Source organism: Streptomyces sp. W1SF4 (assembly GCF_003950035.1).
In the GTDB taxonomy this organism is placed as follows: Bacteria; Actinomycetota; Actinomycetes; order Streptomycetales; family Streptomycetaceae; genus Streptomyces; species Streptomyces racemochromogenes.
Window position 1 is genome coordinate 5,800,273 of record NZ_CP034350.1, and the last position, 14,080, is coordinate 5,814,352.

Below are 14,080 nucleotides of genomic sequence, written 5' to 3' on the forward strand. Positions count from 1 at the left end.
CCACGGCCGGGCCGGCGGCCCGCCCCCGCACCACCGCCACCGAGACGCCGGCGCACCTGCCGCCCTTCCCCGGCCGTGCCTTCCGGGCCCGCCGCACCCTGCGCGCCTACGCCGAGCTGCTCCGGGCGCCCGCCGCGATCACCGTCCCCGGCGACGTCCTCGCCGGGGCGCTGGCCGCGGGCCGCGGCGCCGGCCCCCGCACCCTGGGCCTGGCCGGCTCCTCCGTCTGCCTCTACTGGGCGGGCATGGCCCTCAACGACTGGGCCGACCGGCAACAGGACGCCGCCGAGCGGCCCGAACGGCCCCTGCCGTCCGGCCGGATCAGCCCCCGCGCCGCCCTCACCACGGCCGCCGCGCTCACCGCCGCCGGACTGGGCGCCGCCGCCCTCGCCGGCGGGACCCGTACCGTCCTCACCCGGACCCTGCCCCTGGCCGCCGCCGTGTGGGCCTACGACCTCGGGGCCAAGAACACCCCCCTCGGGCCCGCCGTGATGGCCGCCGCCCGCGGCCTCGACGTCCTGCACGGCACCGGCCCCGGCCCCCTGCGCCCGGCCCTCGCACCGGCCGCCGCCGTCGCCGGCCACACCCTGGCCCTGACCCGGCTCAGCCGCCACGAGGTCGCGGGCGCCCCGCCGTACGAGGCCGCCCTGACCGCCCTGGCCTGTGCCGCCGCGGCCGCGGGCACCCTCCGCCGCGGCACCGGACCCGTACAGGGCGCCGCCCTCGCCCTCTACGGCGCCGGCTACGGACCCGCCCTCGCCCGAGCCGTCCGCCACCCCGCCGCCCCCGAGGTACGGCGGGCCGTCGGCGCCGGCATCCACGCCCTCCTGCCCCTCCAGGCCGCCCTGGCCGCCCGGGCCGGAGCCCCCCGGCCCGCCGCCGCGCTCGCCGCCGCCCTGCCGGTGGCGCGCCGGCTCGCCCGGAAGGTCTCCCCGACATGAGCGCACCCGCCCCGCTCCGCTTCGCGTACGGCACCAACGGCCTCGCCGACCACCGCCTCGACGACGCCCTGCGCCTCCTCGCCGACCTCGGCTACGAGGGCGTCGCGCTCACCCTGGACCACCAGCACCTGGACCCGTACGCCCCCGGACTCGCCGCCCGCCTGAACGGGATCCGGCGCGCCCTGGACGACACCGGCCTGGACGTCGTAATCGAGACCGGCGCCCGCTACCTCCTCGACCCGCGCCACAAGCACCGGCCCACCCTGCTGACCACCGATCCGGCGGGCCGCGCGCTCCGCCTCGACCTGCTGCGCCGGGCCGTCGGCATCGCCGCCGTCCTGGGCGCCCGAGCCGTGCACTTCTGGAGCGGCACCCCCGACCCCGACACCACCCGCGAAGAGGCCTGGCGACGGCTGGTCGACGGCTGCGCCGAAACCCTCGCGCACGCCGAGGCCGCCGGGATCGACCTGGCCTTCGAACCCGAGCCGGGCATGCTCGTCGCCGACCTCGCCGGCTACCGCCGGCTGCTGGCCGACCTCGGCCGGCCGGACCGCTTCCGCCTCACCCTGGACCTCGGCCACTGCCGCTGCCTGGAGCCCTGGCCCGTCGCCGACTGCGTGGCCCTGGCCGCCGACCGCCTCGCCCACGTCCAGATCGAGGACATGCGCCGGGGCACCCACGAGCACCTCCCCTTCGGCGAGGGGGAGATCGACTTCCCGCCCGTCCTGCGCGCCCTCGCCGACGCCGGCTACCAGGGCCTCGTCTCCGTCGAACTCCCGCGCCACAGCCACGCCGGAGCGGAGTCGGCCCGCCACAGCATCGCCTTCCTGCACGCCGCCGCCGGCCGGCGGCCGCAGCGGCGGACCCCACAGAAGGAGGCCGTACCGGTATGACCGCCCCCACCCTCGCCCCGCCCGCCGCCACCCTCGCGGACAGCGCCGTACACGACGCGCTGACCCTGCGCACCCTCCGCGAGTCCCTGCGCTCCGTCCTCGACCAGGAACACCGCACCCGGCTCACCGCCGCCGAGGACGCCGTCGCGGCCGTCGGCCCCGCCGCCCTGGACCGGCGCTTCCCCGCCGCCGGACGCGAATACGGCCGCGGCCCCCTGCCGGGCTGGGCCGACTGGGCCGTCGAGGACGCCGTACGCACCGTCCTGCTGCTCGCCCTGACCCGGTACGGCACCTCCGGCGCCGCCCTGACCGCCGAAGCCGCCGAACGCTACGCACACGGCGACGCCGCCGAACGCCGCGGCGTCCTGCGCGCCCTGCCGTTCCTGCCGGTCGGCGCCCGCGCCGCACACCTCACCGACGACGCCCTGCGCACCAACGACAACCGCCTCATCGCCGCCGCCCTCGGCCCCTACGCCCGCGCCCACCTCGACCAGTACCGCTGGCGCCAGGCCGTCCTCAAATGCCTGTTCACCGGCATCCCCCTCGCCAAGGTGGCCGGCCTGCACGAACGCCGCGACGCCGAACTCGCCCGCATGGCCCACGGCTTCGCCGCCGAACGGCGCGCCGCCGACCGCACCGTGCCGGCCGACCTGTGGCTCGTGGCCACCCTCGACAACTGACGTCCCACCAACCCCGACCGGAGCCCGACCATGCGCATCTTCGACCCGCACATCCACATGACGTCCCGCACCACGGACGACTACCGGGCCATGCACGCCGCCGGCGTGCGCGCGCTGGTCGAGCCCGCGTTCTGGCTGGGCCAGCCCCGCACCTCACCCGCCAGCTTCACCGACTACTTCGACGCCCTCCTCGGCTGGGAGCCCTACCGGGCCGCCCAGTTCGGCATCAGCCACCACTGCACCATCGGCCTCAACCCCAAGGAGGCGAACGACCCGCGCTGCACTCCCGTACTGGACCTGCTGCCCCGCTACCTCGCCAAGGACGGGGTCGTCGCCGTCGGCGAGATCGGCTACGACACCGTCACCGAGGCCGAGGACCACGCCTTCGCCGTCCAGCTCGCCCTCGCCGTCGAGTTCGCCCTCCCCGCCCTCGTCCACACCCCGCACCGCGACAAGGCCGGCGGCACCGGACGCTCCCTCGCCGTGATCCGCGAGTCCGGCATCGACCCCGGCTTCGTCGTCCTCGACCACCTCAACGAGGTCACCGTCCGCGAGGTCCGCGACTCCGGCTGCTGGATGGGCTTCTCCATCTACCCTGACACCAAGATGACCCCGGACCGCATGGTCGCCATCCTCAAGGAGCACGGCACCGAGCGGATCCTCGTCAACTCCGCCGCCGACTGGGGCCACAGCGACCCGCTGCTCACCCGCGCCACCGCCGAGGCCATGCTCGCCGCCGGCTTCGACGAGGACGACGTGGACCGCGTGCTGTGGCGCAACCCGGTCGCCTTCTACGCCCAGTCCGGCCGCCTCGGCCTCGACGGCTACACGGACGTCCAGGCCGCCGGCCTCTTCGCGGGCAACTCCATCGCCCGCGGCGGAAACTGATCAGGAGGAAGGAACGCCTGATGCGCTTCCGCCACCCGGACGGCACCGCCGTCCACCTCGCCTACTGCACCAACGTGCACCCCGCGGAAACCCTGGAGGGGATCACCGCCCAGCTCGACACGTACGCCGAACCGGTCCGCCGGGCCACCGGCGAACCCCTCGTCGGCCTCGGCCTGTGGCTGCCCGTCGGCGCGGCCGCCGCCCTCGCCGCCGACCCGGCCGCCGTCACCCGGCTGCGCCGCGAGCTCACCGCCCGCGGCCTGGAGACGGTGACCCTCAACGGCTTCCCCTACCGGGGCTTCCACGCGTCCGTGGTCAAACGGGCCGTGTACTACCCCGACTGGTCCGAGCCCGCACGCCTCGACTACACCCTGAACCTGGCCCGGATCCTCGCCGGACTGCTGCCCGACGACGCCGAGCGCGGCTCGATCTCCACCCTGCCGCTGGCCTGGCGCACCGCCTGGTCGCGCACCCGCACGGCCGCCGCCTCCCGCAACCTCGACGCGCTGGCCGCCGGCCTCGCCCGGATCGAGGCGGAGACCGGCCGCACCGTGCGCGTCGCCGTCGAGCCCGAGCCGGGCTGCGTCGCCGAGACCACCGAGCAGGCCGTCGCGGTCCTCTCCGGCGCCGACCACGACCGGATCGGGCTCTGCCTGGACGCCTGCCACCTCGCCGTCGCGCACGAGGACCCCGCCACCGCCGTCGGCCGGCTGCTCTCCGCCGGACTCCAGGTCGTCAAGCTCCAGGCCTCCAGCGCCCTGGAGGCCACCGACCCGCAGGACCCCCGGGTCCGGGAGGCGCTGGCGGCCTTCGCCGAGCCGCGCTTCCTGCACCAGACCCGCGAGGCCGGCCCCGACGGCACCGGCCTCCACGGCTCCGACGACCTCGGGCCCGCCCTGGCCGGAGCCCTGCCCGGCAAGGCACCCTGGCGCATCCACTACCACGTGCCGCTGCACGAGGAGCCCGCCCCGCCGCTGGCCTCCACCCGGCCGGTGCTGCGCGACACCCTGCGGACCCTGTTCGGCGGGGACCACGCCGTCACCGACCACGTCGAGGTGGAGACGTACACCTGGTCCGTGCTGCCCGAGGCGGCCCGGCCCGTCGGCGACGCCGGCCTCGCCCGGGGCATCGCCGCCGAACTCGCCTGGACGGCGCGGGAGCTGACCGCACTCGGCCTCACCGCGCCCGCCCCGGTCCCGACCGCCCCCGCCGCGCAGAAGGAGCCCGGCTCATGACCGCCCCCACCCCCTCCGGCCGGCGGCGCAAGACCGCCGTCCTGTGCACCGTCGGCCTCACCCCCCGGCTGCTGCCGCACATGCCGAACGTCCGGGCCATCGGGGAGCAGGGCTTCGCCGCCGCGCTCGACACGGTGTTCCCCGCGGTCACCGCCACCGTCCAGGCCACCCTCACCACCGGCACCCTGCCCCGCGAACACGGCGCCGTCGGCAACGGCTGGTACTTCCGCGACCACGGCGAAGTGATGATGTGGCGCCAGCACAACGCCCTCGTCCGCGGCGAGAAGGTCTGGCAGACCGCCCGCCGACGCGACCCGGACCACACCACCGCGTACCTGTGCTGGTGGTGGGCCATGGGAGCGGACGTCGACACCGTCCTCACCCCGCGCCCCGTCTACCACTACGACGGCCGCAAGGCCCCCGACTGCTACACCGTCCCCGCCGCCCTGCGCGACGAACTGACCGCCGCCCAGGGCGAGTTCCCGCTCTTCAACTACTGGGGGCCGACCGCCTCGCTCACCTCCACCCGCTGGATCGCCGGCGCCGCCCGGCACGTCGCCGACACCCGCGACCCCGACCTGTCCTTCATCTACGTCCCGCACCTCGACTACGACCTCCAGCGCTTCGGCCCCGACAGCCCCGAGGCCGTCCGCGCCGCCCGCGAGGCCGACGCCGCCCTCGGGCCGCTCCTCGCCGACCTGCGCGACCGCGGCACCACCGTCGTCGCCCTCAGCGAATACGGCATCTCGCCCGTCAGCCGGCCCGTCGACATCAACCGCGCGCTGCGCCGCGAGGGCCTGCTGTCCGTCTACGCCCAGCGCGGGATGGAGTACCTCGACCCGTACACCTCCCGGGCCTTCGCCGTCGCCGACCACCAGGCCGCCCACGTCTACGTCGCCGACCCGGGCGACATCCCGCGCGTGCGCGACGTACTGAAGTCCCTGGACGGCGTCGACGAGCTCTGGGACCGCACCCAGCAGGCCGACTACGGCATCGACCACCCGAACGCCGGCGAGCTCGTCGCCGTCTCGGAGCCCGACGCCTGGTTCACGTACTACTACTGGCTCGACGACGCCCGCGCCCCGGACTTCGCGCGCGGCGTCGAGATCCACCGCAAGCCGGGCTACGACCCGGCCGAGCTGTTCTTCGACCCCGCCGATCCGGCGGCCAAGGCGAAGGCGGCCCTCGCGGTGCTGAAGAAGAAGGCGGGGATGCGCGCACCGCTCCAGGTGGTGCCGCTCGACCCCGGCTGCGTCCGCGGCAGCCACGGACGGCTGCCCGGCGACGACCGGGACGGGCCCGTGCTGCTCTGCTCGGACCCGTCCCGGGAACGGCCCCGCTACCACGCCACCGAGGTGAAGGACCTGCTCCTGAGCCTGGGCGGACTCACCTGACAACGCCCTCAAGGGGGGAGAGGAGGACCCGATGACGAGCCAGACCCTGACCGCCGTGCGCGGCCGCATCGACCACACCGCCACGACCGGTGTACTGCCCGTGCCCGTGACGGCCGCACGGCAGGCCGCGAGACTGCGCGCCACGGGCGAGGCACACGTGTGGTGGTGGCCGCTCGAGGACCGGGTGGACCAGGCCGACTTCGACCTGCTGGACGAGGTCGAGCAGGTACGCGCCCGCCGCTACCGGGCCGAGAAGGACGCCGCCGCGTTCATCCGGACCCGGGCCGCCGCCCGGCGCGCGATCGGCGAGCTGCTGGGGGTGGAGGCCCGTACGGTGGCCCTCGGCCGCCGCGTCTGCCCCGGCTGCGGGGACCTGGAGCACGGCCCGCCGGCCGTGGCGAGCCCCGCCGTCGGGCTCGCCGTGAGCCTGACCCGCACCAGCGGCTGCGGGGTGCTCGCCCTGCACGCGGGGGACTGGATCGGCGTGGACGTCGAGGCGCTGCGGCCCGTGGAGTCTGGCTCCCTCGCCAATGTCGTCCTCGCCCCCGCCGAGCACGCCTACATCCTGTCGCTGCCGGCCGGACCGGAGCGGACCGCGGCCTTCCACCGGGTGTGGACCCGCAAGGAGGCCGTGCTCAAGGGGGTGGGGCTGGGGCTGCTCGGCATCGACCTCAACGCCCTGGACGTCACCCCGGGCACGGCCGGCCCGGTCGAGGTGGAACACGGCTACCAGGGCGAGGTCAGCCGCTGGCAGATCGACGACCTCGACCTGGACGGCAACTGGTCGGCCTCCCTGGCCCGCCCGGTGGACGGCTCCCCCCTGGGCCCGGTCCACCGCCACCGCCCGGCGTAGGCCCCCGCCATCACCTCCCGGGGGCCCCGGCCGGGGCCCCCGGGAGCGGGCCCCGGCCCCGGGCCCCGCTTTCCGGCCCGAACCGACCGGCCGCCGGGCCCGGCCGGCAGACCCCGCCTCCCCGCACGGAGGACCGACTCTTCCCGGAGCTCCCATGGCTCAGCCCACCGCCACCCGCACCGCCGACCCGGCCCCCGCCGCCGCGCCCGCCCCGGCCCGGCCGGGGCCCCCGCACACCCCCGCCCCCGGGGCCGCGGCCGTCACCGGCGGGCTGCTCGTCGTCGCCCTGCTGCTGTGCGCGGGCCCCCTCGCCGGCGGCGCCGTCCAGGAGTTCCTGGACCGGATGGCCGGCGTGTTCGCGCTCGTCGCGCTCTCCGGCTCCGTGATGCTCGGCCTCACCACCGTCTTCCGCGACGTACTCACCCCCGCCCAGCGGCAGTTCGCCCAGCTCCTGCACCGCGCGGCCGGCCTGGCCGGCGTCGGCTTCCTCCTCGTCCACATCGGCGTCAAGGTCGCCGGCCGGAAGATCGGCGCGGCCGACGCCGTACTCGGCTGGGGGAGCGGGGACCTCCTGGTCGACCTCGGCACCCTGGCCGCCCAGCTCTTCGTCCTCGCCCTGCTCACCGGCCTGTGGCGGGGCGTCTTCGCCACCCGCCGCTGGATCCGCCCCTTCCGCCTCCTGCACGGCGCCGCCTACGCCGGCTGGGCCGCCGGCCTCGTCCACGGACTCGGCGCCGGCCGCACCCCCGCGGGCTGGGTCGTCGCCTGCTACGTCCTGTGCGCCGCCGCCACCCTCGCCGCCCTCGCGTACCGCCTCACCCGAGGCCGGGGCCGGGGCCCCCGCCCCCGCTGACCGCTCTCCCCGCTCACCGAACGGCCCCGGACCGCACGGCTTTGGCCGGAGGGCACCGCCCCCGGCCGGAAACCGGCGCCCGGGGCCTCCTCGCGTAGAGGGAATATAGACCCGCCCCCAAGGATCGGCGTGTTGCATCCGCCGACTTGGGCGGATGGGGCTGCTGACAAACCCCCCTCAAACGCATGGGAAGGACTGGTCGCGCATGCGGACCCAGACGAACAGCCTCCGTGGGCAGAGCAGCACCGGATCCCCCGGGTTCGCGCTGCGCCTGGACGGGGTCGTGAAGGAGTACGGAAAGAGCGGGCGCGGCGTACGCGCCCTTGACGGGGTCTCGGTGGGCATCGAGCGCGGCTCGTTCACGGCCGTCATGGGACCCTCCGGTTCCGGAAAGTCGACCTTCCTGCACTGCGCGGCCGGCCTCGACAAGCCGTCCAGCGGCAAGGCCTACATCGGCGACACCGAACTCGGCGGGATGAACGAGACCCAGCTGACGAAGCTGCGCCGACAGCGCATCGGCTTCGTCTTCCAGGCCTTCAACCTCATCCCGGCCCTGTCGGTGCGCCAGAACGTGGAGCTCCCGCTGCGCCTGGCCGGCGAGCGCCTCGACCCGGCCTGGCTGGAGGAGATCCTCACCCGCGTGGGCCTGGGCGGCCGCGCCACCCACCGGCCCGCCGAACTCTCCGGCGGCCAGCAGCAGCGCGTCGCCATCGCCCGCGCTCTGATCACCCGCCCCGACGTCATCTTCGGCGACGAGCCCACCGGCGCCCTCGACACCGTTACCGCCAAGGAGATCCTCTCCTTGCTGCGGTCCTGCGTCGACGAGACCGGCCAGACCGTGGTCATGGTCACCCACGACCCGGTCGCCGCCTCCTACGCCGACACCGTCCTCTTCCTCGCCGACGGCCGCATCGCCGACCGGATGAACGCCCCCACCGCCGACCGCGTCGCCGACCGCATGACCCACCTGGGAGCGTGGGCCTGATGCTGCGCTATGCCCTGCAGACCCTGCGCGCCCGCAAGGGCGGCTTCATCGGGGCCTTCCTCGCCCTCTTCTGCGCCGCCGCGCTCGTCACGGCCTGCGGCATCCTCCTGGAGACGGGTTTAAGAGGAGAGATCGGCACCGAGCGCTACGCCGGTGCCCCGGTGATCGTCGGCGGTGACCAGAACGTCCACCAGGTCACCGTCAAGAACAAGGGTGACAAGACCAAGACCAAGGAGAAGGAGAAGCCGCTCGGCGAGCGGGTCTGGCTCCCCGCCGACACCGCCGCCACCCTCGGCTCGCTGCCCGGCGTCAAGGCCGCCCTGCCCGAGGTCACCTTCCCGGCCTACGCGGTGAGCCCCAAGGGGCAGGTCGTGCCGGGCGTCGACGGAAAGCCCTCCTACGGCCACTCCTGGACCTCCGCGGCCCTGACCCCCTTCGCCCTGTCCGAGGGCGCCGCCCCGGCCGGCGCCGACGAGGTCGTCGTCGACCGCGAACTCGCCCGCCGGGCCGGCATCAAGCCCGGCACCGAACTGACCGTCCAGGCCACCGGCTCACCGCGCAAGTACCGCGTCAGCGGCATCGCCGCGCCCGCCGGCGGCGACCTGGAACAGCAGACCTCGCTGTTCTTCTCGGACTCCGAGGCCGAGCGGCTCTCCGGCCGCGCCGGCCAGGTCGCCGTGGTCGGCGTCCTGGCCAAGCCCGGCGTGTCCACCGCGGACCTCGCCCAGCAGGTGAGGAAGGCCCTCGACGGCACCACCGCCCAGGTGGTCACCGGCGGCGAACGCGGCCCGGTCGAGTTCCTCGACGCCGCCAAGGCCCGCATCAAGCTGGTCTCCATGGGCGGCGCCATCGGCGGCACCTCGCTGCTCGTCGCGATCCTCGTGGTCGTCGGCACCTTCGCCCTGTCCATCCAGCAGCGCTACCGCGAACTGGCCCTGCTGCGCGCCATCGCGGCGACGCCCAAGCAGGTCCGCCAGCTCATCGGCCGCGAGGCACTGATCGTCGGCGCCCTCGCCGGTGTACTCGGCTCGGTCACCGGCCTGCCCATCGCCTACTGGCTGCACGGCAAGTTCGTCGGCTTCAAGGCCATCCCCGACACCCTCGAAGTCACCTTCAGCGTCTTCCCGTTCTTCGCGGCGATCGGCGCGGCCCTGCTGGGAGCCTGGGCGGCCGCACGCATCTCCGCCCGCCGCACCGCCCGCATCCGCCCCGCCGAGGCCCTGTCCGAAGCGGCCATGGAACAGCGGAACTTCGCCTGGGGCCGGCTCGGCGCCGGCGCCGCGTTCCTGGCGGGCGGCATCGTCCTGCTCGCGGTCCTCTCGGTGCTGCGCAGCGAACCGGCCTCCACCCCGGTGACCTTCCTGTCGGTCGTGGTCCTCGCGGTGGCGGTGTCGCTGCTCGGGCCGCTGATCGCCCGGATCGCCGTCGCCGTCCTCGGGGTCCCCCTCAGGGCCTCCCGGGTCGGCGGCTACCTGGCCACCGCCAACGCCCGCGCCAACACCAAGCGGCTGTCCGCCGCGGTCACCCCGCTGGCCCTGCTGATCGGCATGGCCTGCACGGTGTTCTTCGTCCAGACCACCATGGGCGCGGCGGCCACCGCCCAGGCCAAGGCCGGCAACAAGGCCGACTGGGTCGTCGGCTCGGCCGGCCCCGGGGTGCCCGCCCAGGCCGCGGACAGCCTCCGCCGGGTCCCCGGCGTGTCCGCGGTGACCGAGGTCGTACGCACCTCCGTGCGCGTCGGCCTGGAGAAGTACCCGGCCCAGGGCGTGTCCACGCAGGGCCTGACCCACACCTGGGACCCGGGCGTCAGCGTCGGCACGCTGGACGGCTTCGGACCGCAGTCCGTCGCCCTCAGCGACGTCGCCGCCGACAACCTCGGCAAGAAGCCGGGGGACACGCTGAAACTGACCCTCGGCGACGGCACCGAGACCGAGCTGACCGTCGCGGCCGTCTACGACCGCGGGCTCGGCTTCGGCGACCTGACGATGTCCCACGAACTGGTCGTCAAGCACGTCGACAACCCGCTCGCCTCCTCGCTGCTGGTCAAGACCGCCGGCGAGGGCAAGCCCGGCCGCGCCGAGCTGCAGAAGGCCGTCGGCGCCCTGCCCGGTGTCGGTGTCCTCGACCGCGACCAGGTCGAGGACCTGCAGGCCGAGGTCCAGCAGTCCAACGCCGAGGTCAACTACGTGGCGATGGGCCTGATCATCGCCTTCACCGCGATCGCCGTGGTCAACACCCTGGCCATGTCGGTCTCCGACCGCATCCGCGAGTTCGCCCTGCTCCAGCTCGTCGGCACCACCCGCCGGCAGGTGATGGGCATGCTCCGCATCGAGTCCGCCCTGGTGGTCCTCATCTCCGCCGTGCTCGGCACCGGCATCGCCTTCGCGGTGCTCACCGCCTTCAGCGTCGGGATGACCGGCTCCGCGTCCCCGTCGATCGACCCCTGGATGTACCTCGGGGTGCTGGGCTTCGCGGCGGTGCTCACCGCCCTGGCCACCCTGGTCCCGGGCCGGCTCGCCCTGGCGGGCCGCCCCGCGGACGTCATCGGCTCGCGCCAGTAGCGGCCACCACGGCCGGAGGGCCGGCCCCCTCACGGGGGCCGGCCCTCCGGCCTTCGGTGCGTGCGGTCCGGTCCTCAGTCGAGCACCGCCCCGCCGCCCTTGCGGTCCACCCGGCTGCGCCGGTGGTCCAGGTGCGCGTACACCCGGTGCAGCCAGCGGTCCTGGCCGTCGTAACGAGGGGTGAAGGAGGTCCTGCCGTGCACGGCGAGCCGGTTGTCCACCACGGCGAGGTCGCCGACCCGCAGCGCCAGCGCCGACATCGTCCGCATGAGCGCCTCGCGCAGCTCGGACATGGCGGCCGCGGCCTCGTCGTCCAGCGGGTGCGTCGCGGCGAAGTCCACCAGGATGTTCGGGTCCTCGCGGTCCCCGACCAGGATGGGGTGCGCCGGCGTGACGGAATTCAGGTCGCCGAAGGACGGCGGCGGCTCGGTGAGGAACCGCGGCGCGGCCAGTACCGCGACCGTGCGCTCGGAAAGCAGCGGGAGCGCCCGCCGTATCGAGGAGGTGCACAGCTTGGCGTCGCCCGTCGCGTCCTCGCGCACGCACAGCAGCCCCACGTAGTCGGGCTTGTTGTCATGGAAGGCGTTCTCGACGTGGAGTTCCAGCAGAACCGATCCCGCGTTGCTCTGGGAATTCTCGCTCCCCGGCACCGGCACGACGTTCTGCACCAGGGCGCCGGTCTTCTCGCTGCGATAGGCGATGACCTCGCCGAGCTGCATCATCGCGGCCGTGACCAGGGCCGACGCCACGGCCGGCACCCGCTCCACCGAACCGGGCACGCTCGGCGTCTCCGGCAGCGGTTCGCTCGCCACCACCGGCACGTTGCGCAGCAGCAGCACCGCGTCCGGTCCGGCGTCGTGCCGGAAGCGGCGCAGCTCGGCGAGGATCCGGCGGGGCAGCATCGCCGAGGCGTCCCGGACGGTGTCCAGCCAGGCCGGCTCGTCGATCCGTGCCGGCCCGGCGGCGAGCACCCCGGAGGCGAGGGCGACCAGTTCGTCGCGCTCGGCGTCGGTGAGGGTGACGGCGTCCGGCGTCGTACCGGTCTCGGGAAGGGTAAGGGTGTGCTCTCGCGTCCTTGGCATGAAGAATTCCTCGGGGTAGATGAGCCTTGACCCGAGTCAGTTTCCGGACGTGCCCTATCACATTCCTATGGAAAACACTCCCGAACGTGCAGCGGAAAGAGGTATAGGCGGCACATAGTTGTCCGCCGAATGCTTATGGGGCGGCTTTGTCCCCGGTGGAATACGCCGGCCGGCCGCAGTTCCCGCACCGTTCGACGGGGGAGAAGAAGGGAGGATTTCATGGCATTGAGGGAAGAGGACCCCGCCCACGGCGCGGCGGTCGCCGCGGCCGGCGCCCTGGGCGCCCAGGGGGAGGCCCACGTCTGGTGGTGGCGTCCGCCCGAGAACACCGATCCGGCCGACCTGCCGCTGCTGGACACCGAGGAGTTCCGGCGGGCGCTGTCCCTGCCCGCGGAACGCGACGCCGCGGCCTTCGTCCGCTCCCGCGCCGCCGCCCGCCGGGCACTCGGGGAGCTGTTCCGCCTCGAACCCCGGGACATCGCCCTGGGCCGGGACGCCTGTCCCGGCTGCGGCGACGGCAGCCACGGTCCGCCCCGGCTGGTCGTCCCGCCGGTGCCGCTCGCGCTCAGCACGAGCCGTACGAACGGCTGCGGTGTCTTCGCGCTCGGCGCCGGCCCCGCGATCGGCATCGACGCAGAGGCCCTGCGGCCCGTGCGCCGCTCGGCGACCACCGACCCGGACCTGACCCCCGCCGAGCGCGCCCACCTGGCCGCCCTGCCCCAGGGGCCCGAACGGGACGCGGCCTTCCACCGGATCTGGACCCGGAAGGAGGCCGTGGTCAAGGCCACCGGCCTCGGCCTGTCCGGGGTCGAACTCGGCCTGCTGGAAACCCATCCCGCCCGCACGGGCCCCGTCCGGGTCACCCACACCCACCGCGGCCGGACCACCGCCTGGACCGTGGAGGACCTCCGGGTGTTCGACGGGGTCGCCGTGGCACTGGCCCGGCCGGCGGGACCCGCCGCGCACGGCCCCGTCCACCACCACACGGACCGGCCGGCCACCCCCTGAAACCCGCGCACCGCCCCAGCACCAGCACCAGCCCCAGCCCCTGCACCAGCACCGCGCCCGCCGCGCACCCGTCCCCGCCGGACCGCCCCGGTACCGCCTCAGCGAAAGGCCCGCAGAGCCATGACCATCGAGTCCTTCCTCCCTGTGGAAGAGCTGATCACCGCCCACTCCGGCCCCGGCCGGCCCGCGTCCCAGACCCCGGCCGGCACCACCCTGCTGGGCCTGACCACCGAGGACCTGGAGGCCTACTTCACCCGGATCGCGGAGGCCGTCGAGCAGGACGACCCGGGCCCGGCCGCACGCGGCGGCTGGGAGGAGCGGGAGCGGCTGCGCTTCTCCACCTGGGTCCGCCGGGTGTACGAACACCCGCTCTCGCCCGCCGTCTTCGCGCTGCCCGTCACCCGGCTCATCCGCGAGGTCCAGCTGGCCCAGGCCGCCGAACTCGCGTTCCGCATCGACGTGGGACGGGCCCGGGCGAAGGCCGCGAAGCCCTCCGCCGAGGTCCGGGCCACCGCCGCGGTCGCCTCCGCGTGGGCCATCGCCGCCGACGCCCTCTCCCGGTCGCCGCGCCCGCCGCGCGAGCGGGTCGTCGGCGACGTGTGGACCATCGTCCGGGAGACCATCGAGCCCGCCCTGCGGCCGGCCGGCACCTTCCAGCCGCGCTCCCACAGCTCCTGGTGAGCGCCGCCCCGTAGGTGCCCGGCCGG

13 protein-coding genes are annotated in these 14,080 nt (G+C 75.1%); 12 read left to right on the top strand and 1 reads right to left on the bottom strand.

Annotated features, from left to right (window positions below; translation table 11 throughout):
* Nucleotides 1–56 precede the first annotated feature (56 nt).
* The 10 genes from D1J60_RS27145 (at nucleotide 57) to D1J60_RS27190 (ending at nucleotide 11,283) form a co-directional block, all read left to right on the top strand.
* A complete protein-coding gene (locus tag D1J60_RS27145) occupies nucleotides 57–941 on the top strand; it encodes an SCO3242 family prenyltransferase (protein ID WP_206436673.1) in 885 nt (294 codons plus the stop codon).
* Complete coding sequence (locus D1J60_RS27150; RefSeq protein ID WP_125822845.1) at nucleotides 938–1,834, top strand: sugar phosphate isomerase/epimerase family protein; 897 nt, start codon at nucleotides 938–940, stop codon at nucleotides 1,832–1,834. Before D1J60_RS27145 ends, D1J60_RS27150 begins: the two co-directional genes overlap by 4 nt.
* The gene (locus tag D1J60_RS27155; protein ID WP_125822846.1) at nucleotides 1,831–2,514 is read left to right on the top strand and encodes an EboA domain-containing protein; all 684 of its coding nucleotides are present in this window, start codon (nucleotides 1,831–1,833) and stop codon (nucleotides 2,512–2,514) included. Before D1J60_RS27150 ends, D1J60_RS27155 begins: the two co-directional genes overlap by 4 nt.
* Nucleotides 2,515–2,544: 30 nt before the next feature.
* Nucleotides 2,545–3,402 carry a TatD family hydrolase gene (locus tag D1J60_RS27160; RefSeq protein ID WP_125603945.1) on the top strand — a complete coding sequence of 286 codons (858 nt, stop codon included), beginning with the start codon at nucleotides 2,545–2,547 and terminating at the stop codon, nucleotides 3,400–3,402.
* A gap of 20 nt (nucleotides 3,403–3,422) precedes the next feature.
* Nucleotides 3,423–4,637, top strand: coding sequence for a metabolite traffic protein EboE (gene eboE, locus D1J60_RS27165; RefSeq protein WP_125822847.1), 1,215 nt, complete (start codon nucleotides 3,423–3,425; stop codon nucleotides 4,635–4,637).
* Nucleotides 4,634–6,031, top strand: coding sequence for a nucleotide pyrophosphatase/phosphodiesterase family protein (locus tag D1J60_RS27170; RefSeq protein WP_125822848.1), 1,398 nt, complete (start codon nucleotides 4,634–4,636; stop codon nucleotides 6,029–6,031). Before eboE ends, D1J60_RS27170 begins: the two co-directional genes overlap by 4 nt.
* Before the next feature lie 31 nt (nucleotides 6,032–6,062).
* A complete protein-coding gene (locus D1J60_RS27175; RefSeq protein ID WP_125822849.1) occupies nucleotides 6,063–6,884 on the top strand; it encodes a 4'-phosphopantetheinyl transferase superfamily protein in 822 nt (273 codons plus the stop codon).
* Nucleotides 6,885–7,038: 154 nt separating this feature from the next.
* Nucleotides 7,039–7,737 carry a hypothetical protein gene (locus D1J60_RS27180; protein WP_125822850.1) on the top strand — a complete coding sequence of 233 codons (699 nt, stop codon included), beginning with the start codon at nucleotides 7,039–7,041 and terminating at the stop codon, nucleotides 7,735–7,737.
* Nucleotides 7,738–7,942: 205 nt separating this feature from the next.
* Nucleotides 7,943–8,722: an ABC transporter ATP-binding protein gene (locus D1J60_RS27185; protein ID WP_125599765.1), complete on the top strand. Its 780-nt coding sequence runs from the start codon at nucleotides 7,943–7,945 to the stop codon at nucleotides 8,720–8,722.
* Nucleotides 8,722–11,283 carry an ABC transporter permease gene (locus tag D1J60_RS27190; RefSeq protein ID WP_241253407.1) on the top strand — a complete coding sequence of 854 codons (2,562 nt, stop codon included), beginning with the start codon at nucleotides 8,722–8,724 and terminating at the stop codon, nucleotides 11,281–11,283. The genes D1J60_RS27185 and D1J60_RS27190 overlap by 1 nt, the downstream gene beginning before the upstream one ends.
* Nucleotides 11,284–11,357: 74 nt before the next feature.
* Here D1J60_RS27190 and D1J60_RS27195 read toward each other — a convergent pair whose 3' ends face one another.
* Nucleotides 11,358–12,365 (bottom strand): TauD/TfdA family dioxygenase, encoded by a 1,008-nt coding sequence (locus D1J60_RS27195; protein WP_125822852.1) that lies wholly within the window; start codon nucleotides 12,363–12,365, stop codon nucleotides 11,358–11,360.
* Between the two features lie 219 nt (nucleotides 12,366–12,584).
* On the opposite strand from D1J60_RS27195, the gene D1J60_RS27200 reads away from it, so the two are divergent.
* Together D1J60_RS27200 and D1J60_RS27205 are read left to right on the top strand one after the other, a co-directional pair.
* The gene (locus D1J60_RS27200) at nucleotides 12,585–13,373 is read left to right on the top strand and encodes a 4'-phosphopantetheinyl transferase superfamily protein (RefSeq protein WP_125599758.1); all 789 of its coding nucleotides are present in this window, start codon (nucleotides 12,585–12,587) and stop codon (nucleotides 13,371–13,373) included.
* A 120-nt stretch (nucleotides 13,374–13,493) separates the two neighbouring features.
* Complete coding sequence (locus D1J60_RS27205; RefSeq protein ID WP_125822853.1) at nucleotides 13,494–14,054, top strand: hypothetical protein; 561 nt, start codon at nucleotides 13,494–13,496, stop codon at nucleotides 14,052–14,054.
* The last annotated feature ends 26 nt before the right edge of the window (nucleotides 14,055–14,080 follow it).